This is a genomic window from Streptomyces sp. NPDC021020 (assembly GCF_044333285.1).
In the GTDB taxonomy this organism is placed as follows: Bacteria; Actinomycetota; Actinomycetes; order Streptomycetales; family Streptomycetaceae; genus Actinacidiphila.
On the sequence record NZ_JBIRQQ010000014.1, the window covers coordinates 215,667 to 236,751 of the forward strand.

Consider the following 21,085-nt stretch of genomic DNA (forward strand, 5'->3'; position numbering starts at 1 on the left):
GGGGGCCGCTCAGTGGGGGCGGGCGGGGGTACCCGCGCCCCGCCCCCCGGGGGGGCCCCCCGCGCCGGGGGGGGGGGGGGGGGGGGGGGGGGGGGCCGCGGGGCCCCCCCCGCCCCCCCACCGCTGTTCGGCCGGCCGGCTGGTCGTTCCGGCCAGCCGGTCAGCCGTTCGTTGCGGTCAGCCGGCGTCCGGGCACAGGTGCAGCGCCAGGACGTTGCCGCCGGAGACGGTGACCGCGACCCGGCCCAGGGTGCCGGTGTCGCCGCTGTTGGCGACCCGGAAGTCGCTGCCCGCGTTCTCGCCGTTGCGGAAGACCGCGTCGTCGAGCGTGAAGGTGGCCGTCTTCCAGGTGTCCGTGCCCGTCTTCTGCACGAACTCCGACTGCTTGTAGGCGGCGGACGCGGAGTCGTAGTGCAGGCTCCAACTGCCCGTGCCGTGGTCGTAGTAGTCGATGGTCACGGTGGCGTGGTAGGACGTGCCGGCCGCCGCGCCGGGGACAATGGTGTTGTCGACGTCGAAGTACTCGAAGGGCGAACCGTCCGTCGTGGAGCGCCCGCTGCGGCCGTCGAGCGTCACCGGGACGGTGTGGCCGTCGCCGTTGTCGCGGAAGCGCAGGCCGCACTCGGTGTCGGTCGCGCCGAGCGTGTCGCACGCGGTCGCCGCGCCGTCCGCCGCCGGGACGGTCACCACGACGGCGCCGCCGGGCAGCGAAGTGCCGTCCTGCGTACGGAAGTCGACGTGCACGGGGTGGTAGCCGGACGGGGTGCCGTCCGCGACCGCGATCGTGACCGGCGCGCTCGCGGTGTCCGCGTGCCGGAGGTCCAGGGTGCCGGACGACGGGCTCACCGTCACCCCGGGCACATCCGAACCGGCCGTCCAGCGCACCGACTTCGCCTTGCCCGCGAGCGAGGTGACGCCCACGGTGCCGGGCGTGCTGCTGCCGCCGGCCATCACCCGGGTGCCGGTCGGGGTGAGGTAGCCGACCGCCGGGACCTCACCCGTACGCCAGGACGGCGGGGCCGCCTTGGCGCTCGTGGCCCAGTGCGTGTCGGGGCGGGTCGACAGGTCGACGTGCAGGTCCCCGCCACGGGTGGCGAAGGAGGCGGGAAGCGCCGTCGACTCGAAGTGCCCGCCGTTCAGGCGCATTCCGGTCACGTACGGGGCTCCGGTGGCGGCCTTCGGGGCGTCGACGGTGATCCGGTGGCCGTTGCCGAGGCTGATCACCGCCCGCTGCACCAGCGGGGAGTTGAGGGCGAGGGTGGGCGTGCCGGGGGTGGCCGGCATCATGCCGAGCGCCGCCCACACGTACTCCGACGACAGCGCGCCGTTGTCGTCGTTGCCGGGCAGCCCGTCCGGGGCGGTGGTGAACAGCTCGGTCTCGAACCGCCGGGCGACCGCCTGGGTCTTCCACGGCCGGCCCACGTAGTCGTACATCCACGGGGTGGTGGTGTCGATCTCGTTGCCCGCCCAGTCGTAGGGCGCGTTGCCGCCCGCGTTGAGTTGGCTGAAGTAGTCGTCCAGCCGCGGGACCACCTTGTCCGGGCCGCCCATCGCGGTGACCAGGCCCGCGATGTCCTGCTGCACCGAGAAGTTGTACTGCGCCGCGTTGCCCTCGTCGTAGCCGTCCTGGCCGAAGGCGCCCGCGGGCGGGGTCTGGAAGCCGGGGCCGGCGGGGAAGGAGCCGTTGTCGTCGCGCGGACGCAGGTAGCCGGTGGCGGGGTCGAAGATGTTCTGCCAGTTGTTGCCGCGCTGGGCGTACTCGGCCGCGGTGGCCTTGTCGCCGACCGTCGCGGCGAGCTGGGAGATGGCGAAGTCGTCGGTGGCCCACTCCAGCGTCTCCGAGGCGCCCTGGAGGCCGTGATCGCCTTGCGAGGTGGCGTTGTTGGGCGCGTAGCCGAGGCGTACGTAGTCCTCGACGCCGGGCCGCTCGACCCAGCCCCAGCCGACCTTCTGGGAGGTCGTCGCGCCCTTCTTCATGATGGGCAGCGCGTCCTTGACGTCGACGCCGGTCGCGCCGAAGGCGACGTACTGCGCGAAGAGCGGGACCCCGTTGTCGCCGTTCATGACGTTGCCGGTCATGTTCTGCGAGGGCCACTTGGGCCACCAGCCGCCCTGCTGCTGGGCGTCGCGCAGCAGCGAGTTGGCCATGTCGCCGGCCTCGCGCGGGTAGAGCATCGTCTGGAGCGGGGCGAGCGAGCGGTAGATGTCCCAGTCGGAGAAGTGCGCGTACTGGGTGTGCCCGCGCGGCATCTTGCGGACGACGTTGTCGAAGCCGATGTAGCGGCCGTCCACGTCGTTGAAGACGCTCGGGGACTGCAGCGAGCGGTAGAGCGAGGTGTAGAAGACGGTCAGCTGGTCCTTCGTCGCGCCGCCGACCGCGACCTTGCGCAGCGCGTCCCGCCACGCGTCCCGGGTCTGCGCCTGCACCTTCGGCACGCTCCAACCCGGTATCTCCGCCTTGGCGTTGGCCGCCGCACCGGACGTACTCACGTACGACATGCCGATCTTGGCCGTGACGTTGCGGCTCTTGGCGGTGTCGAAGGTGAGGTAGGCACCGGAGCCGGAGCCGGTCGCGCTGTCCGCGCCCGCCGTGACGGCGGTCGCGCCGCTGCCCGTGCCGCCGCCGCGCTGCCATGTGCCGTGGGCGGTGAAGGGGCGGTCGAAGGTGATGTCGAAGTACATCGTGTACTTGCTGTTGTTGCACAGCCCGTGCGGGGTGGTCGTGCCCGAGATCTCCCGGTCGCTCACCACGTTGACCTCGGCGGCGTAGTCCCCGCCCAGGTTCGTCCCCGACTTGACCAGCACCTGCGCGGCGCCGCCCGCCGACGCCGGGTAGGCGAAGGAGGCGATGCCGGTACGGGTGGTCGCCCCGATGTCGACCTGCACGTCGGAGTCGGTGAGGTGGACGTCGTACGACCCCGGGGCCGCCTGCTCGTCGTCGTGCGAGAAGTGCTCGGTGCGCCCCGCCGGGTCGGAGCCGATGTCGCCGGTGACCGGCAGCAGCGGGATGTCCCCGAAGGAGGAGCAGCCGCCGGAGAAGTGGTCGAGGCTGAAGCCCTTGATCGCGTCGTCCGTGTAGCCGTACCCGGTGGGGGCGTTGGTGGTGTCCGGGCTGAACTGCATCATCCCGAAGGGCGCGGTGACGCCGGGGAAGGTGTTCTCCCAGTCGACCCCCTTCTGCGTCCCGATGAAGGTGTTGACGTACGAGGTCGGGTCCTTCACGAGCGCGGCCCCTCCGCGGTGCCCGCCCCCCGCCTCGGCGGCCCCCGCGGCCGGCACGGCGAGCGCCCCGACCGCGGCGAGCACCGCCCCGACGACGGCGCTGCGGCGCCATGGGCGCTGACGTATCGACTGATGCTGGTGTCGTTGTTGTCGCTGGTGCCTCTGACGGAACACGTGTCCTCCCTTGTCACCCTGCGGCTCTCCGGAGGCGGCCTCGGCTGTCAACAAAGTCCCCTGACAACGTTGTCACCACCACCGTGCCCGAGCTTTCCCCCGAGGCCGTGCACACGTCAACCCTCGGGGCGCATTCGCACGGCCCGCTGCGCGCGGGGCGGTGGGGGCGGGGCGGTGAGGCGGGGGCGTCCGCGCGGAGGGAGCCTGCCCGGCGGAGGCGTTTGCTCCGCCCCGCGAAGCGGGCACGCTGAACCCGAGTTCGGTGGCGGCTGACCTCGAAGCGCCCTTTCGGGCCCCGCCGGCGGAAGTCTGCGCGGCCCGGAGGAGCGAGCCGGCCGATCCCGCGGCGCCGCGGACCCGGCACCGGCCTGACGGTTCGCAGGACCCGGCCTGAGGGGGGCTGATAACCACGGAGCACCGATGGCCGCTGGACGAGGCCCCCTGGCCCGAGCAGGCCACGCTGGCTTACGGCGAACTGGTCGAGCTGACGACGCCCTCCCCGCCCGATCCGCTGCTCGGCCACCTCGGACCGGAATTCGTGGGGAGCCGCGGCGTGGTCGTCTCCTGCGCCATCGACGAGGACGCGGACGACGACCGTGTCGCCCCCCTTTACACCGTGGAGACCGAGGACGGCCCCTGGAGGCTGCGCCCGGAGTTCCTGACCTCCCTGGGCGGCTTTCGCCCCGGCATGCCACCGCGCTTCCGCAGCGACCTTCCCGAGGGCACCCGCGTCCGCATCCGCGGCGGCCCGAGCGGGGCGGCGCCCGTCGGTGAGGTCACCGGGCTCTGGTGGACGACGCCCTTCGAGCCGCCGAAGGGCTACGTCGTGGAGGTCGACGGCCACTGCCGCTGCGTGACCCCCGACGAGATCGATCCCGCCTGACGCAGACGCCGCCGGGGGCACGAGCCCCGCTCACCGCTCGTGGCGCACCGCCCAATCGTCGCGCGCGGCGACGAGCGCGGCCCGCACCTTGCCCTCCAGCAGGTCGGCCTGCGCGCGCAGCTTCCCGGCGATGTCGCCAAGCCCTTCCGGGCTGAGTCCAAGAATCCAACGCCCCTCGGCGACCCGGAGGTTGGCGACGGGGATGCGCAGCCGAGCGTCCGGGGCGTGCGGGTTGCAGTCGATGCTGCCCTCGAAGAGGGGCTCGTCCTCGGCGCCGTCCCACAGATCCGGCGCGGTGACGGGCGCCAACGGCCCCTCGAAGAAGGTGCGGTGGTTGACGAGGACCAACCGCCGGTCCAGCTCCTCCGGCGGGACGCCGGTCTCGGTGGGGTCGTCCTCGGCCCACTCCGGCAGGTAGCCCGAGGCCGCGGTGCCGTCCGTGGCGGTGATCGTCCACGCCCCCGGCGTACTCCACGGCACCGGCTGCTTCCTGGGCCCCATCTCGAACCAGACGACCTTCCCAGCACCGTCGCGGACGCTCCCCCAGTCCGCGGCAAGCGCGCCCAAGAGCACGAGCCCGCGCCCTCCTTCCGCGTCCACCGCCCCCCGCCGCACCTCGGGCCGTACCCCGCTGCTGTCCGCGACCTCGACCCGCACGCGCTCCCCCGTCCACCGCACGACGACCGAGCACGCGGCCCGCGTGTGCCGCACGGCGTTGGCGATCACCTCGCCGGTCAGCAGCTCCAGGTCGTCGAGCAAGGCCGCCGGCAACGACACCGGCCAGTCCCGGACTGCCCGCACGACCTCCCGCCGAGCGGCTGCGACGGCCTCGATGTCCGGTGGCACCGGGAATTCGGCCCCGACAACGGGCTTCGCCGGTCCATCAGTCGCAACGACCGAGCCGACGTGCGGCGACGCTTGACGCGGAGAACTGCGAACAGGCATGCCATTCCCACCTTTTCATCAGCAGAGACCGGTACGCGGCCGTCACGTACCGAAGATGACGATCCGTCATGGCAGACAGACTGGACCGGTGGACCGGTCCAGTCAAGCCATACGGCAATCTGCCACCCCTCCGTGGGCCGGGGCCCGTTCGTCACATCGGATAGGAGTCGGTCTGCTCCCACAGGGATCCCGGCGTCACGCCCTCCTCGCACACCAGAGGGCGGCCCTCCCGGTCGAGAGCGGTGTGGAGCACGACGGCCACCGCCGCGGGGGTGGTCAGGCGCAGGTGGCGGGCCTCGGTCTCCGTGGCCAGGCGGAGGGTCGTCACGTCGACGCCCTCCGCCGGGGAGCGGCCCGTCTGCCGGGCGACGTACCGCGTGGTGCCCTCGGCGATCGGCGCGTGCTGCTCCAGGCGCGGTGCCAGATCCGCCACGTCCGGCGGAAACCACGCCTCGACGAAGCTGTACGGGGTCCCGTCCGGCAGTTGCATCAGGCGCGCCCGGCGCAGCGCGGCCGTGCCGACGGGCAGGGCGAGCGCGGTGGCGATGTGGACCGGCGGGACAGCGCGTTCGGGCTCGCCGACCCGGGTGAAGGGCATACCGCCGGTCACCCGCGCGCTTCCCGACCTCCGGTTGCCCACCGGCCGTCCGATCGCCGTCTCGGTCACGACGAAGCCGGTCCCTTGCCGGGCCTCGACCACGCAGTCGTTGCGGAGCACGTCCATCGCCTTGACCACGGTCGCCCGCGACACCTGCCACTGCTCGGCGAGATCCCGTCCCGAGGGCAGCGTCGCCCCCGGCGGGAACTCACCTCCGGCGATGCGCACACGCAGGGACTCCGCGATCTCTTCGTACTTCAGTAGTGCCATAGCTCCTCGGAAGGTTGTGAGCTGGACTGGTCCACCGGCGCAGAGGATACTTCGGGCATGGCGTCCCCCCAACTCGCCCCCGAGGTCAGCACCTTCTACACCCACGTCTACGACGAGGACGCCCGGCTGACGTCCTCCGCCGACGGGCGGCTGGAACTGCTGCGCACGCAGGAGCTGTTGCGTCGCTTCCTGCCGCAGGCGCCCGCGCGGGTGCTGGATGTCGGCGGGGGGACGGGCGTGCACGCCCGGTGGTTGGTGGGGGACGGGTACGCGGTGGATCTCGTCGACCCCGTCGTACGGCATGTCGAGCAGGCCCGCCGGGTGTGCGCGGCCGCGCTCGGGGACGCGCGGCAACTCGACGCCGGGGACGGGGCGTACGACGTCGTCACCCTGCTCGGGCCGCTCTACCACCTGCCCGACCGCGACGACCGGCTCCGGGCCCTCCGCGAGGCCGCCCGGGTGGTCCGGCCCGGCGGGCTCGTCGCCGCGGCGGCGATCAACCGCTACGCCTCGCTCTTCGAGCACACCGCGCTCGCGCACCTCCACACCCCGCGCCTGCGCGACTCGATCGCGGACATCCTCACCACCGCCACCTACGACGGCCGCCGCGGCTTCACCGTCTCCTACTTCCACCGCGCGGAGGAGCTGGCCGCCGAGCTGCGCACCGCCGGACTGCGCGACGTCCAGGTCTTCGGCGTGGAAGGCCCGAGCTGGTCACTCCTCAAGGCCGTCGAACACGCCACGGGCGCCCCGCCCGACGACACCCTCGTCCAATCCGCCCTCACCGCCGCCCGCCTGGCCGAGCCCTACCCCGAACTCCTCGCCGCCAGCTCGCACTTGCTGGCGGTCGGCCACACGCCGGGCTGAGACCAACTGCGTTCAGGGCCGCAGCGCCACCAGGAGGTCGACGACGTAGGTCTCCTCCACCGCCCCGCCCGGGAAGACCGCGGCCAGCCGCTCCCGCTCGGCGGCGAAGAACGCTTCGCGGTCGGCGGCCGTCAGGACGAGGAAGGCCGACCGGCTGCCGATGTTCGCGAGGTGGACGTCCAGCGATACGGTACGGCTCCAGCGCAGTTGGCGGCGGGTGACGCGCAGGCCGGTCAGGCCCGCGAGGCGGACGGCGTCGGCGTCCGAGGGGCGCGCGGCGGAGTGCGCGCGCACCCCGCAGTGGTGGGCGATGCGGGCGTGCTGCTCGCGGATCCAGGGGACGTCGAAGGCCGTGGTGTTCCACCAGATCGCCAGCGCGCCGCCCGGCCGCAGGACGCGCAGCGCCTCCGGGACGGACCGGGCGGGGTCGGTCCACTGCCAGGACTGGGCGTACGTGACGAGGTCGCAGGAAGTCGCGGCCAGCGGCAGCGTGTTGCCGTCACCCCGCACGACCGGCACATCCGGGAGCACCCGGTGGAGCTCGCCCGCCATGGCCCCGCCCGGCTCGACGGCGATCACGTCGGCGCCCCGCTCCCGCAGCAGCGCGGTGGCGATCCCGGTGCCCGCGCCCACGTCGGCGACCCGGGCGCCCGCCAGCGGGCTGCCTGCGAAGTCCTCGACGCGGTCGAGGAGTTCGGCCGGATAGGAAGGCCGGGCGGCCGCGTACTGCACTGCGGCCAGGTCGAAGGACTGAGCACGGGAGCGGGCGGCCATGCCCCCATCATCGCCGCCCCGCGCCGGGCAGCTGCAAGCGCACCCGCAGGCCTTGCCCTAGTGCACCCGGTAGACCTGCCCCGTCTGCGCCCCCTCGATCGAGCGGACGTACGCCGTCGCGACGCGTGCCGCCGGGACGGGCTCCACCCCCGCGAAGAACGGCCCGTAGGCGGGCACCGAATCCTCGGCCACCGTCGGGCTCACGGCGTTGATCCGCTGCGGCGGGAGTTCGATCGCGGCGGCCCGCACGAAGGCGTCGACCGCCCCGTTGGCCGCGGACGCGGCGGCCCCGCCCACCACGGGCTCTTCCGTCAGGAGGCCGCTGACCAGGGTGAAGGAGCCGGTCGGGGCCACATACCGGGCACCCTGGCGGACCAGGTCGAGTTGACTGAGGGCCTTGCCGCGAAACGTCGCCGCGACGTCGTCCGCGGTCAGCTCCGCCAGCGGCTTGAAGACGGCGTCACCCGCCGCGACGGCCACCGCGTCCAGCGGGCCCGCCTCGGCGTACATCCGGGCCACGGCCGCGGGGTCGGTGATGTCGCAGACCACGTCCCCGCCCGTGCGGCCCACGCCGATCACCTCGTGACCGCGCCCCGTGAGCGCCTTGCGCACCGCGGAGCCCAGCGTCCCGCCCGCACCGACCAGAAGAATTCGCACAGCACACCGTCCGAACAACCGAAAAGGGAACTCCCGGGAAGACCGGGAGACCGGGCGAACCGCCCGGCACGGACGACGCTACGGAACGCGCTCGGCGCCCGGAAATGCCGTTCCAGCAGCGACTATGCTTCCTGCGCATGGATGTGGAAGTGCGCCACCTCAAAGCCCTGGCCGCCATCGCCGACGCCGGCACCGTCACCGCTGCGGCCGCCCGGCTGCACATGACGCAGCCCGCCCTCTCCCGCACCCTCGCCCAGCTGGAGGCGCGCGTCGGGGTCCGGCTGGTCGACCGCTCGTCCCGGCACCTGGACCTCACCCCGGCCGGGGCGACCCTCCTCGGGCACGGGCGCGCCATCCTCGCCCACCTCGACGCGGCGATCGCCGACACCCAGGCCGTCGACCGGCCGCTGCGGCTCGGCTACACCTGCGCCGTCCTCGGCAGGCAGAGCGTCCCGCTGCTGCGCGGGTGGCGGCGCAAGCACCCGGACGTGCCGGTCGACGTGGTCCGGCAGGACAACAGCACCGCCGGCCTCGCGACCGGCGACACCGACGTGGCGGTGCTGCGCGTCCTCCCCGTCGACCCGCGCATCCACGCCGAGGCCCTCTACACCGAGGACCAGCTCGCCGCCGTTCCCGACGACCACCCGTTGGCCGGCCGGGTCCGGGTGCGCCTGGCGGAACTCACCGCCGCCCCGTCCCTCCCCCTGGCGCTGTGGCCGGACGTCGGCACCGCCTCACTCGACCTGTGGCCCCCCGCACAGCGCCCGGACCGCATCGTCGAGGTGCGCAACGTCGACGAGTGGCTGAACCTCATCGCGTCCGGAGGGGCGTTCGGCGTCGGCACCGCGGGCACGGCGGAGAGCCACGGCCACCCCGGAGTCCGCTTCGTCCCCCTCGCCGACGCCCCCGCCGCCACGGTCTACGCCGCCCGCCCGGCCCACCCCACGCATCCGCGCACGGAGGAATTCCTCGCCGAGGTACGCAGCACGGTCAGCGCCTGACCGGCGACGGGCGGCCTGCGTCCGCCTCAGCAAAGCGTCCCGCCCGCCCGCTCGAGGTGGTCGATCAGCGCCGCCCCCTTCCGGATCAGCTGCTCGCGCTCGTCCGCCGGCAGCGGCGCCAGCGCGTCGGACAGGGCCTGCCCGGCGGGGACGCGTACGAGGTTGTTCTCGTAGATCCGGCATCCCGAGCACCACGCCAGCCCGACGCAGCGCTCGAAGGCCGGGGAACCGGGCGGGTGGAGGCGGTAGCGGTAGGTGCGGACGGGTTCGCGGCACACCGCGCAGCTCCACCGCCCGCCGCCGGGGACGGCCCACCCGGGCCGGCCCCGGCGCCAGGACGCACGTCCGGACGGCGCTCTTCATGTCGTCATGCCGTGCATTGTCCCCCGGGCAGCAAGAAGGCCCCCGCGGGGCGCGGGGGCCAGGGGTGTGCCAGCCGGGTCAGGACTTCCAGTGCTGGTAGTTGCCGCCGTTGCAGCCCAGCGTGTAGACGTTGCCGCTCGCGTTGCTGTCCAGGCAGAAGCCGGTCGACACGTTCTTGAACTGCACCGCGCCGCCGCCGACGCCCTGCTTCAGCCAGTGCTGGTAGTTGCCGCCGTTGCAGCCGAGCGTGTAGGCGTTCCCGCTCGCGTTGCTGTCGAGACAGAAGCCGGTGGAGACGTTCTTGAGCTGCACCGCGCCGCCGCCGACGTCCGTGACGTTCCAGTTCTGGTAGTTGCCGCCGTTGCAGCCGAGCGTGTAGACGTTGCCGCTCGCGTTGCTGTCCAGGCAGAAGCCGGTGGACACGTTCACGAAGCGCGACGTGGCGGCGTTGGCCGGCACGGACATCGCGAGGGCGAGGGCTCCGGCTGCCCCGACGGTGCCCAGCACAGTACCCAGACGCATAGGTGAACCTCCTTCTCCGATCGGCCACTTGGCGGCCGATGACCATCGAAAGATATCGGCCGTATGTCCCGGATTTTGCGGATGGGTGACACTTCGTCACTCGTTCGTGGCGAGATCAGCCCGCGCGGCCGAATCGGAGCCACGCGCGCGCCCGGCGTACCCGCGCGCGCCGCTGAACGCCCTGTGGGACACGCGGGTTTGGCGGGAATTTGGCGAACTTCTGGGCACGGACCCGACTGTGGTGGAGCACGTTCCGTTTCCCCTCTCAAGGAGGCAGCCATGAAGAAGATCGTGATCCGCAAGGCCGGCCCGGTCCGTCTGACCACCTCCGGCTGCCACGTCTACCCCGCCGCCTGATCCGAGGCAGCCGGGTAGCCCGGTAGGACCGCCGTCCGGCAGCGGGCACTCCGCTGCCGGACGGCGGCGCATCCGCCACCCGCGGGGCAGCACGACACGACGCACGTACGAGGCAGGGGCCCGGGAAGCGAGGTCGAGCGGTGCCGGAACAGACGGAAGAGGCCGAGCAGACGGACGAGCTGGAGCAGGCTGAGCAGGCGGAACAGGCCGGCACCTTACGGCTCGACGCCGACCGGCCGGTCCTCTTCCACCCGCTGGTCTACCTCGACGACGCCGACGGCGTCACGATCGGCCGCGCCGACATCGACTCGTACGCGATCTTCCCGCCCGACGGCGCGCAGCTCGTGCGCTGGCTGGAGGCGGGCGCGACGCCCGCGCAGGCCGCGCGGCGCTACGAGGCGGAGTACGGCGAGAGCGCCGACGTCGCCGACGTGCTGGAGGCCCTGGACGAGCTGGGCTTCACCCGCCGGGCGGGCGAAGCCCGCGCCGAGAACGCCCCGTTGCGCTGGCAGCGGCTGGGCCGCGCGGCCTTCTCCCCTCCCGCGTGGGCCTGTTACGCGGCCCTCGTCGTGACCGCGGCCGTGCTGACGCTGCGCTCACCGACGCTGCTGCCGCACTCCCACGACATGGTCTTCAGCTCGTACTACACGGTGGTGAACCTGACGCTGCTGGTCGCCGTCACGCCGCTGATCGCCCTGCACGAGATCTTCCACGCACTGGCCGGGCGGCGGCTCGCGATCCGCTCGAAGGTCTCGATGTCCTACCGCTTCTACTTCCTGGTCGTCGAGACCGCCCTCGACGGCCTGGCCGCCGTACCGCGCCGCAAGCGCATCCTGCCGATCCTCGCCGGGATGCTCGCCGACGTCCTCGTCCTGTGCGGGCTCGTCGTCCTCGCGTACGTGCTCGGCGCCGCGGACCCCGCCCCGCCGGTGGCCGCCCGGGTCTGCCTCGGCGTCGCCTTCGCGACCTTCACCCGGCTGCTGTGGCAGTTCTTCTTCTACCTGCGCACGGACATCTACGTGCTGATCACCACCGTGCTCGGCAACGTCGACCTGCACGGTGTGGCGCTGCGCACCCTGCGCAACCGGCTGTGGCGGCTGCTCGGCCGCCCGGGGCGGGTGCGGGACCTCGGCGGCGCGCACCCCGTCGACCTCAAGGCGGCGCGCTGGTACGCGTGGCTGGTGCTGGCCGGCTACACCGTCAGCCTCGCCACCACGCTGTTCGCGCTGCTCCCGGTCTTCGTCGACATGACCGCCGGCTCCGTGCGCCGCTTCACGTCGGGCGACGCGGGGGTGCTGCGGCTGCTGGACGCGGTCGGCTTCCTCGCGCTGCTGCTCGGCCAGATGCTGCTGCCGCTGTGGATCGCGCTGCGCGACCGCGCCCGCCGCCGCCGCGCCGGGACCACCCGCAGCGCGCTGGCCTCCTGACCTTACGGACGACCCGCACCACCCGTACGCGTACGACCTCGCACCACCCGTACGCGTACGACCCCGCACCACTCCGTACGACCTCGCACCACCGTCGAAACGAGCAACGAGCGTCGAAAGGCAGGCACATGGGCACCCACTACTGGATTCAGGCGCCGCTCCGGGCCGACCGCGACCGGGTCCGTGCCGGTCTGCCGCTGCCTCCGCAGCTCGCGCGGGTCAGCGCGCACCGCAACCTGCGCGGCCCCTACACCGCGGTGGGCACGCTCATGCGGCAGATCGCCCCCGAGGCGCTGCGCCGCGAGCCCGCGCTCGCCTACCGGCACCGCATCGAACTCCAGGAGACCACACCGGAGTTGCTGAGTCTCGTGCCGGCGATCCAGCGCCCGCTGGAGGCGGCGGCGCAGGGCGGCGCGGTCGCGATCAGCCGCTACCCGGCGCGGCTGCACTCGCTGCGGGTCGCGCACGGCCTGGTCGACTTGCTCCAGGCCCACCTGGCGGGGCTCGGCAGCGGGCCGCGCACCCTTGTCGTCACGGACGTGGAGCACGCCGACGCCACCGACCACGAGTTCCTGGCGGTGCTGCTGCGGCGCGTGCCGCCGGAGCTGCTGACCGTCGTCCTCGACACGGCCCCGGGCGAGATCGCGGAGGCGCCCGGACCGGTGTCGGAGTCGCTGCCCGCGGCCCTCGCGGCGTACACCGAGCGCGTGACGGGGGAGGGCGAACCCGAGCCCCCGGCAACGGAGTCGGCCGCCGATCTCGCGCGCGCGTACGTCGACTCCGACGGGGTACGCGACGACTCCGCCGCCCTCGCCGCATACGCAGCGCTGGACGACGCCGAGCGCGCCGCCCTGCACGACGCGCGGGCCGAACTCCTCGCCACCGAGGCCGAGTCGGAGCCGTCACTGCGGCTCGGCGCGCTCACGTACCACCTGGAACGGGGCAGCGAGCGGCACACCGCGGGCGTCGCGGCGCTGATCCGGGGGCACGAGCGCTGCAAGTACCTGGGCTTGTACGGCACCGCCGTCGAATACGGCAAGCGCGGGCTCGCGCTCGTCGACCCGGACGCACAGCCGCAGGAGTGGTGGGAGTTGACGCGCGGCACCGGCGTCTCGCTCGCCGCCGGGGGCCGTCCCGACGAATCCGCCGAGCTGCAGGACGCCGCGCGCCGCGCCAGCCTCGACCCGACCGTGCACATGAAGCTCGCGTACGAGACGGCGATGCTCTACGCCCGCCACCACGCCCCCGCCAAGCGCGACCCAGAGCTGGCCCGCGCCTGGGTCAACCAGGCCATCGCCATCGCCTCGCTGCTGGAGGATCCGGCCGAACGGACGTTCTTCTCCGTCTTCAACCGCAACGGCCTCGCCCTCATCGCCACCCGCACCGGCGGCATGGACGAGGCGCTGCGGCTGCTCGACGAGGGGATCGCGCGGCTCGACAAGGAGATGGGCCTCGGCGAGCGCAGCTGGCACCGCGTCGGCCTGCGCTACAACCGCGCCCAGGTCAACGCGATGAGCGGGCGGCTGGAGGACGCGCTCGACGACTACGCGCACATCATGGCGATCGACGACGACTTCTCCGACCACTACTTCAACCGCGGCAACATCCTGCGCCGCATGGGCCGCACGGAGGAGGCGCTCGCGGACTACGAGCACGCGCTCACCCTGGAGCCGCCCTTCCCCGAGGCCCACTACAACTGCGGTGACGCGCGACTGGAGTTGGGCGACATCGAGGGCGCGCTGCGGGAGTTCGACCGGGTGCTGGTGCTGGAGCCCGGCAACGTCGACGCGCTCCTGAACCGCGCCGGCATCCACGCCGAGCTGGGCGACGCGCGGGCCGCGCTGGACGACATCGCCGCGGGCCTGTCACTGGTCCCGGGCCACGCCCATCTGCTGTGCCTCCAGGGCCGGTTGCTCGCCGAGCAGGACGAGGCGGAGGCGGCGCGCGACGCGCTCGACGCGGCCCTCTCCGCGGACCCCGGTCTCGCCGAGGCTTGGGCACTGCGGGCCGAACTCGCCTTCGGAGCAGGCGATCTGGCCACGGCCGCCGCCGACTTCGACCGCGCGGTGGAGCTGGGCGGCTCGGTGGCCATCCGCTACAACCGGGGCCTGGTCCACGAGGCGGCGGGGCGCTTCGCGGAGGCCGCGGACGATTTCGCGGCGGTGCTCGCGGAGACGGACGACGAGGACGCCCGCGCCCACCACGCGTCGTGCCTGCGCGGCGAACGGGCCGGGGTGTAGGGGGTGGGTGCGCGGGTTGCGCCACCCGTCCCGCCGGGGGCGGGGGTGGGTACGCCCGCCGGGCCGGGGCCGGCGGTGTCGGGCGGTACGGCGCCCGGCCCGGCGGTGGGTCCCGGCGCGAGCGCGGTTGCGGGCGCGGGCCCGGACCTGGCGGCCGTCTTCACCGAGAGCATGGCGCACCTCGCCTCCGCCGTCGCCGTAGTCACCGCGCGGCAGGACGACGGTGCGCCCTGCGGGCTGCTGGTGTCGTCGGTGTGCTCGTACAGCGTCGCGCCGCCGTCCGTGCTGCTCACCGTCGCCGAATCCGCCCGCGCCTACCCGGCGTTCGCGGCCGGGGCCCCCTTCGGGGTGCACGTGCTGAGCGGGACCGACTCCCGTACGGCGGAGGTCTTCGCGCGCCGCGGAGCCGACAAGTTCTCGGCGGTGCGGTGGAGTTGGGACGGTCCGGTGCCGCGGCTCGCGGAGGTCCCCTGGTATCTGCGGTGCGTGTCCGCGGCCGTCTTCCCGCACGGCGACCACGCGGTGGTGATCGGGGAGGTCGTGCGCTGCGCGTGGGACGCCGGGCGGGGGCGCGAGCCGCTGGTCTACTACCGGCGCCGGCTCGGCTGGCAGCTCGGGGCCCCGGCGGACGAGCCCGCGCCGGCGCCCGGACCCGGCGGAGGGGTGGCCCTGCGGTGAGCCTGCGGGCGGCCCCGCCGGGCTGCCCGCAGGGCTCACGGGCGGTTGCGGTGTGCGCGGAAGCAATGTGGCTGCGCTCAGGGGTGGTTGCGATGCGCCTGGGAACAATTCTGCCGGGCTCAGGGGCAGTTGCGGTGCGCCGCCGCGTACGGCTCGCGGGCCTCCAGGGCGACGAGCTGCGCCGCTCTGAGCCGCGGCCCCGGCTCGATGCCCAGCTCCGCGACCATCATGCCGCGCACCCTCGCGTAGACGGCGAGCGCCTCGGCCCGCCGCCCGGCCCGTACCAGTGCCCGTACCAACTGCTCCTGGAAGGACTCCCGCAGCGGGTGCGCGGCGCACAACTCGTGGAGCTGCCCGACCGCGTCGGCGACCTCGTGGCTCTCCCCGCGGCACAGCACGGTGTCCAGGTGCTCGCCGAGCAGCGCGAGCCGCTCCTCCTCCAACCGCACCCCGTACGAGCCGAAGTGCCCGGACCCCTCCAGATCGGCGAACGGGCGCCCGCGCCACAGCGCGAGCGCCCGCCGGAAGGCCTCCCCCGCCTGCCGACAGCGCCCCTCCGCGAGAAGCCGCCGCCCGGCGGCCGCGTGCGCGCGGAAACGGTCGAGGTCCAGCTCGCCGGGTGCCACCCGCAGCCGGTAGCCGGTGACCTCGGTGGCCAGCAGGGGGTGGTGCCGCGGGTCGCGCCGCGCGGCCCCGTGCGCCGGGTCGAGCGCGCGCCGCAGCCCCGTGACGTACATCTGCAACGTGGCGGCCGCCGCCCGCGGAGGCCGCGATCCCCACAGCCCCTCCACCAGCCGGTGGTTCGGCACGGGCCGGTTGGCCGACAGCAGCAGCAGCGCGAGCAGCGCCCGCTGCTTGAGCGCACTGGGCGTGCACGGCCTGCCGTCCCTGTACATGCCCACCGGCCCCAGCACGAAATAGCGCGGCTCCTCGCACAACCCTTCGACAGCGCTTCCCTGCTCCTGCGACGCGGAAGAGAGCTGACTGACCACAGCGGTCTCCGAATTCTGAGGCATCGGTCTGATCGTGACGGCGGTGCTGATCCGGGTACTGATCCGATCGATATCCGCGCGACTCCGCGGCGCCCGGGACCCACTCCCGCGCCACGCCACCGCACGCGCTGTGCCGCCCGCTCCGGCGAGGCGCTCTTGAGCGCCCGTCCGGAATGCGGTATTCCCTTGTCAGCTGATGTGGATGGACTCTGCCACACCGACAGCCATGCTTGAAGCAGAATTCAAGACAAATCATGATTCAAGCCATTCTGCACCTGCCGGTTTACGGGCCCGGCCCGTGCGGCGCCCCTCGCCCGGCCGAATCGCTTTGCGGGCGCGACGGCCCGACCGCAGAATGTGGCGGGTGCTGATCCGTCGCGAAGAACCCGCCGATGTCCCCGTCGTCCGCGCCCTGACCGCCGCCGCCTTCGCCAAGCCGGACGCACCCGTGGGCACCGAGCCTGTGGAGGCGGGCCTCCTCGACGCGTTGCGGGTCTGCGACGCGTGGATCCCGGAGCTGTCGCTCGTGGCGGTCGACGACTCCTGCTCCGGCTCCGGCTCCGAGGTCGTCGGCCACGTCCTGTGCACTCGCGGCCACGTCGGTACGGTTCCGGCCCTCGGCCTCGGCCCCCTCAGCGTCCACCCCCACCACCAGCGCCGGGGCGCGGGCCTCGCCCTCGTCCACTCCGCCCTCGCGGCCGCGGACGCCCTCGGCGAACCCCTCGTCGCCCTCCTCGGCTCCCCCGCCTACTACCGCCGCTTCGGCTTCCGTCCGTCCACGGACCTCGGCATCACCCCGCCGGACCCGTCCTGGGGCGCGTACTTCCAGGTCCGCACCCTGTCCGCGTACCTTCCGGGGTTGCGCGGCGCCTTCGCGTACGCCGAGCCGTTCAACGACCTCTGAGGGAGACTGCCTTGACGGCTGAGCGTCGCGACATGGACCTGGCCGCGTACACCCGGCTCATGCCCGTTGTCCGTACGGTCGCCCTCGCCGTCGAGGACGTCTGAGCGCCGCGGTCGCGACGCGGGCTTCCGGGCTGAGCCCCTGCCCTCCCGGGGAGCCCCAGGGTCGCGTTGCCCTCTCGGCCTTCCCGAACGGACACCCGCCTCCCGTACGTCCGCTGCCCGGATTACCCGGATGCCCCTCCCCGGAGAGGCCGCCTCCTCCGACCCTGGAGGGAGCACACGCCGGGTGAGCGCGCGACGGGAGTGGTGCGGTGAAGGGCACCCCCGAGAGGGCCCCCGACAAAGCCCGGTTACGCCCACCCGCGCCCAGCCCCGCCCCGCGGGGCCCCGCGCCCTCGCTGCCGGCGCCCTCCGGGCAGGGGATGAGCCGTCAGACCGTCCAGCTGCTCGCGGGTGCGGCGGGGAATGCGGCGGTTTCCCGGTTGGTGGCGCAGCGGTTTGTGGCGCCGGTGTCCCCGTCGGTGTCGCAGGCGCCGGGGATGCGGCGGGTGTCGGCGGACGTGGCCGCGAAGCGGGCGCGGTTGGGTGCGCATCGTCCTGCGGTGGCCGAATCCGGGGCGGCGCAGGATGCGGCGGTGGCGCCGCCGGACGACCGGGAGGCGCAAGGGAAGGTCGCCAACTCGGCGAAGATGGACGCGGCCAAGCCCGGTGCGTTCGACAAGGCCGCGTTCGTCAAGGCCGTCAATGACGCCATCGCGGCGCAGGCGCCGAAGAACCTTGACGAGGCGGACAAGTTCTCGAAGTCCGGCAGGGCCGAGAAGATCAAGGGCGCGGTCGACGGGAAGGTCACCGCCGGGAAGACGGCGTCGGCGCACGACATCTCGTCGGCGACGGCTGCGCCGCCGGACACGTCGGCGGCCAAGGACAAGACCGTGGTGCCTCTTCGCCCGGACCAGCCGCCGGCGAACCCCGGTGCCCCGTCGGCCGCGGACGCGGCCCCGGCCCCGCAGCCGGCGGCGGTGACGGACTTCTCGCCGGGCCCGAAGCAGACCGACGAGCAGATGAAGTCCGCGGACGTCACCGACGACCAGCTCGCTAAGAGTAATGAGCCGGACTTCACGGGGGCGCTGAAGGACAAGAAGCAGGCCGACGCCCACTCGGCCACCGCTCCCGGCAAGGCGCGCGGTGCGGAGAAGCAGCAGATCGCGGCGGCGAAGTCGTCCGCCGCGGTGACCGGTGCGCAGGCGATGGCGCAGCTGACCGCGACCCGCCACACCGCCGGGAAGGCGGTCGACTCCGGCAAGGGCGGGGCGAAGTCGAAGGACGAGTCACGCCGTTCCGAGGCCACGGCACGGTTGCAGAAGGTGTTCGACGCGACGAAAAGGGATGTCGAAGCCATCCTGTCCGGCCTGGACAAGAAGGTCGACACCCAGTTCAACGCGGGTGAGGCGAAGGCGCGGGCGGCGTTCGAGGCCGATCAGAAGGCCCGGATGTCGGCGTACAAGCACAAACGCTACGGGGGGTGGCTGGGCGGCGCGAAATGGGCGAAGGACAAGCTCATGGGGATGCCGAAGGAGGCCAACGACCTCTTCCAGCTCTCCCGGCAGCTCTACGTCACCCAGATGCAGTCCGTGATCTCCTCGGTCGCCGACACCATCGGCACCGACCTGGGTGCGGCGAAGTCCCGTATCGCCAAGGGCCGCTCCGACCTGGCGGCGGAGGTGAAGAAGCTCCCGGCGGACTTGCGGAAGTTCGGTCAGGACGCGGCGAAGGACTTCGCGGGCAAGTTCGACGACCTGGAATCGGACGTCGATGACAAGTCCAAGCAGCTCGTGCAGACGCTGGCGACGAAGTACACGCAGGCGCTGCACAAGGTCGACGAGGAGATCAAGAAGCTCCAGGACGCGAACAAGGGCCTGGTGTCCAAAGCGGTCGGGGCGATCGCCGGGGTGATCAAGACCATCACGGAGCTGAAGAACCTCCTGATGGGCATCCTCGCCAAGGCCGCCACCGCCATCTCCAAGATCATCAAGAACCCGATCGGGTTCCTGAACAACCTCGTCCACGCCGTCGGCGCCGGCCTGAAACTCTTCGTCGCCAACATCGCCGACCACCTCAAGAAGGGCCTGGTGTCCTGGCTGCTGGGCACCGCCGTCAAAGCCGGCCTGAACCTCCCCTCCTCCTTCGATCTCAAGGGCATCATCCAGCTCATCACCGGCCTGCTCGGCCTGACCTGGGCCAACATCCGCGCCCGCATCACCGCCAAGGGCATCCCCGACCAGGCCATGACCGAAGTCGAGAAATCCGTCCCCGTCGCGCAGAAACTCGCGAAGGAAGGCCCCGCGGGTGTCGAGCAGGAGATCGTCAAGGAGACCGGCGACCTCAAAGCCACCATCCTCGGCAAACTCACCACCTACCTGATCCCCACCGTCATCATCGCCGGCATCACCTGGATCCTCTCCCTCCTCAACCCCGCCTCCGCGTTCGTCCGCGCCGTCAAAGCGATCGTCGACATCGTCTCCTTCGTCATCAACCAGGGCGCCCAGGTCGCCGAGTTCGTCAACGCCGTCCTCGACGCCGTCATCGCCATCGCGAACGGCGGCACCGCCGGCGTCCCCAAAATGGTCGAAACCGCCCTGGCCGCCGCCATCCCCACCCTCCTCGGCCTCCTCGCCTCCCTCCTCGGCATCGGCAACCTCGCCGCCAAAGTCAAATCCGTCTTCCACGCCGTCGCCAAACCCGTCAACCGCGTCATCGACAAAATCGTCACCTTCATCGCCAAGATGGGCAAGAAGATCTGGGCGAAACTCAAGTCGAAGTTCGGCAAGAAGAAGGATGGTACGCGGGCCAGAAACGACCTCTCGCCCGAGCGCAAGATGCGAGCCAAGAAGAACGCGGCCGACGAGACCCAGCAACGCCTGTCCCAGGGCGTCGAGGTCGGCACCATGAAGACGGTCCTGCAGCAGGTGTACGCCAAGTACAAGAACGACGGCGTGTCCCTGATCCGGATGGTGCGCGCGGGGCCGTACTCGTTCCGAGCGATCGCCCACGGCAGCGCGGGTACGCCGAGCACCGGCAAGGTCCATGTGCAGGACGAGAAGGATTCCAACGATCCCGAGGGCCTACGCCTCACTCCGGCCGCCGTGAAGACTTTCACCATGAACGTCAGATCGAACTACAGCCAGGCGCTGCAAGCCGCGCGCGACGAGCTCCTCAAACGCGGCGAGAAGTGGGAGGAGGAGAAGTCGTTCCAGCTGCCCACCGATGCTCGAGGTGTACTCCAGTGGAATGCAGGATCCCGCGTCCGCCGTCACCAGAGCAGCGAGCCGACGACGCAGAAGACGCACGTGCACCACGTCGACGGGGCACACGCCGAGGAACAGGTGACGAACCTCTTCCAAAAGGCCGATCTGCCGGAACTGAAGAAGGACAAGGATTCGGCCTCGAAGGTGTCGGCCCGATGGGAAGTGAACCGGAGCCCATGCGTGAACTGCGCCAACTACATCGCGGATTTCGTCGAAAACAACCTTCGGGACGTTTCAGGGGACGCCCGTGCGGAAGTGGCGGCGAGCGCCCTTTACCAAGGCGAGGTCGACTTCACCGGAGAGATCAGGCAGGCCTACCCGGAGATCTTTGACCGCTTCCTCAAGGCGAAGCGGATCTCCACGGAGAAGGAGATCGGAGAGAAGATCGCCGAACAGGAGAAAGCCAAACTCACAAATCCCAACACCTCGGTGTGGGACCCGATACAGAAGCGTTTCTCCGGGCACCCGTCCTCGGCGACCCCGGACGAGGCAGTCCGGCGCGAGGAGCAGTATGAGGACCTTCCCGAAGGTGAGGTGGACCACCGCCGGGACTGGTTCAGAATCCACGGGGGTTACGCCTCCGGACGCGCGGGAATTGCGATCTTGCTGAATCGGGGCATCGCGTTCATGAAGCTGGGACCGTCCGATCTCGACCTGACGTCACTGGGCCAAGATCTGCCGGAAAAACAGCTGGCGGAGTACACGGTGGCGGAACTGATCGAGAAGGAACGTCGCGAGCGATTCATCGCGGCGATGGACCAGAGCATCAAGAAAATGCTCCGGCTCTACGACAAAGAGGTCGCCATACACCTCAAGGAGCAGGAAAAGGCCCAGGCCGGCTCGGCGGCGAGCGAGGTTGAAGCGGAGGGAAAGGCCGGAGACGCCAGCGCGGCTACGTGAGGCG

16 protein-coding genes are annotated in these 21,085 nt (G+C 72.2%); 8 read left to right on the forward strand and 8 right to left on the reverse strand.

Features of this window, described 5'->3' with window-relative positions; translation table 11 throughout:
- Nucleotides 1–177: 177 nt before the first annotated feature.
- Nucleotides 178–3,396, reverse strand: a complete 3,219-nt coding sequence (locus ACH4SL_RS33800) for a GH92 family glycosyl hydrolase (protein WP_398453085.1) — start codon at nucleotides 3,394–3,396, stop codon at nucleotides 178–180.
- 553 nt (nucleotides 3,397–3,949) lie between these two features.
- On the opposite strand from ACH4SL_RS33800, the gene ACH4SL_RS33805 reads away from it, so the two are divergent.
- On the forward strand, nucleotides 3,950–4,279 hold the full coding sequence (locus ACH4SL_RS33805; RefSeq protein ID WP_398453087.1) for a hypothetical protein: 330 nt from the start codon (nucleotides 3,950–3,952) through the stop codon (nucleotides 4,277–4,279).
- 30 nt (nucleotides 4,280–4,309) lie between these two features.
- Here ACH4SL_RS33805 and ACH4SL_RS33810 read toward each other — a convergent pair whose 3' ends face one another.
- Together ACH4SL_RS33810 and ACH4SL_RS33815 are read right to left on the reverse strand one after the other, a co-directional pair.
- Nucleotides 4,310–5,224 carry an ATP-binding protein gene (locus ACH4SL_RS33810; protein ID WP_398453090.1) on the reverse strand — a complete coding sequence of 305 codons (915 nt, stop codon included), beginning with the start codon at nucleotides 5,222–5,224 and terminating at the stop codon, nucleotides 4,310–4,312.
- A gap of 151 nt (nucleotides 5,225–5,375) precedes the next feature.
- Entirely contained in the window at nucleotides 5,376–6,092 is a 717-nt protein-coding gene (locus ACH4SL_RS33815) for a GntR family transcriptional regulator (protein WP_398453093.1), read from the reverse strand.
- A 57-nt stretch (nucleotides 6,093–6,149) separates the two neighbouring features.
- Between ACH4SL_RS33815 and ACH4SL_RS33820 the strand changes: the two genes are divergently transcribed.
- Nucleotides 6,150–6,959, forward strand: coding sequence for a class I SAM-dependent methyltransferase (locus ACH4SL_RS33820; protein ID WP_398453096.1), 810 nt, complete (start codon nucleotides 6,150–6,152; stop codon nucleotides 6,957–6,959).
- 12 nt (nucleotides 6,960–6,971) lie between these two features.
- Here the strand turns inward: ACH4SL_RS33820 and ACH4SL_RS33825 are convergent, their stop codons facing one another.
- Nucleotides 6,972–7,733 (reverse strand): class I SAM-dependent methyltransferase, encoded by a 762-nt coding sequence (locus ACH4SL_RS33825; RefSeq protein WP_398453099.1) that lies wholly within the window; start codon nucleotides 7,731–7,733, stop codon nucleotides 6,972–6,974.
- A gap of 57 nt (nucleotides 7,734–7,790) precedes the next feature.
- Nucleotides 7,791–8,390: a short chain dehydrogenase gene (locus ACH4SL_RS33830; RefSeq protein ID WP_398453101.1), complete on the reverse strand. Its 600-nt coding sequence runs from the start codon at nucleotides 8,388–8,390 to the stop codon at nucleotides 7,791–7,793.
- 137 nt (nucleotides 8,391–8,527) lie between these two features.
- On the opposite strand from ACH4SL_RS33830, the gene ACH4SL_RS33835 reads away from it, so the two are divergent.
- Nucleotides 8,528–9,391, forward strand: a complete 864-nt coding sequence (locus ACH4SL_RS33835) for a LysR family transcriptional regulator (protein WP_398453104.1) — start codon at nucleotides 8,528–8,530, stop codon at nucleotides 9,389–9,391.
- Nucleotides 9,392–9,417: 26 nt separating this feature from the next.
- Here ACH4SL_RS33835 and ACH4SL_RS33840 read toward each other — a convergent pair whose 3' ends face one another.
- Both ACH4SL_RS33840 and ACH4SL_RS33845 read right to left on the reverse strand, forming a co-directional pair.
- Entirely contained in the window at nucleotides 9,418–9,669 is a 252-nt protein-coding gene (locus ACH4SL_RS33840; protein WP_398453107.1) for a hypothetical protein, read from the reverse strand.
- Nucleotides 9,670–9,832: 163 nt separating this feature from the next.
- Nucleotides 9,833–10,276, reverse strand: coding sequence for an RICIN domain-containing protein (locus tag ACH4SL_RS33845; RefSeq protein WP_398453110.1), 444 nt, complete (start codon nucleotides 10,274–10,276; stop codon nucleotides 9,833–9,835).
- A gap of 497 nt (nucleotides 10,277–10,773) precedes the next feature.
- On the opposite strand from ACH4SL_RS33845, the gene ACH4SL_RS33850 reads away from it, so the two are divergent.
- The 3 genes from ACH4SL_RS33850 (at nucleotide 10,774) to ACH4SL_RS33860 (ending at nucleotide 14,978) form a co-directional block, all read left to right on the forward strand.
- Nucleotides 10,774–12,060, forward strand: coding sequence for a hypothetical protein (locus ACH4SL_RS33850; RefSeq protein WP_398453113.1), 1,287 nt, complete (start codon nucleotides 10,774–10,776; stop codon nucleotides 12,058–12,060).
- Nucleotides 12,061–12,188: 128 nt separating this feature from the next.
- Nucleotides 12,189–14,300: a tetratricopeptide repeat protein gene (locus ACH4SL_RS33855; protein WP_398453116.1), complete on the forward strand. Its 2,112-nt coding sequence runs from the start codon at nucleotides 12,189–12,191 to the stop codon at nucleotides 14,298–14,300.
- A 45-nt stretch (nucleotides 14,301–14,345) separates the two neighbouring features.
- Nucleotides 14,346–14,978 (forward strand): flavin reductase family protein, encoded by a 633-nt coding sequence (locus tag ACH4SL_RS33860; protein WP_398453118.1) that lies wholly within the window; start codon nucleotides 14,346–14,348, stop codon nucleotides 14,976–14,978.
- Between the two features lie 119 nt (nucleotides 14,979–15,097).
- Here ACH4SL_RS33860 and ACH4SL_RS33865 read toward each other — a convergent pair whose 3' ends face one another.
- On the reverse strand, nucleotides 15,098–15,994 hold the full coding sequence (locus ACH4SL_RS33865; protein WP_398453121.1) for a BTAD domain-containing putative transcriptional regulator: 897 nt from the start codon (nucleotides 15,992–15,994) through the stop codon (nucleotides 15,098–15,100).
- A 331-nt stretch (nucleotides 15,995–16,325) separates the two neighbouring features.
- On the opposite strand from ACH4SL_RS33865, the gene ACH4SL_RS33870 reads away from it, so the two are divergent.
- Together ACH4SL_RS33870 and ACH4SL_RS33875 are read left to right on the forward strand one after the other, a co-directional pair.
- The gene (locus ACH4SL_RS33870; protein WP_398453124.1) at nucleotides 16,326–16,874 is read left to right on the forward strand and encodes a GNAT family N-acetyltransferase; all 549 of its coding nucleotides are present in this window, start codon (nucleotides 16,326–16,328) and stop codon (nucleotides 16,872–16,874) included.
- Between the two features lie 424 nt (nucleotides 16,875–17,298).
- Nucleotides 17,299–21,081, forward strand: coding sequence for a hypothetical protein (locus ACH4SL_RS33875; protein WP_398453127.1), 3,783 nt, complete (start codon nucleotides 17,299–17,301; stop codon nucleotides 21,079–21,081).
- Nucleotides 21,082–21,085: the final 4 nt, after the last annotated feature.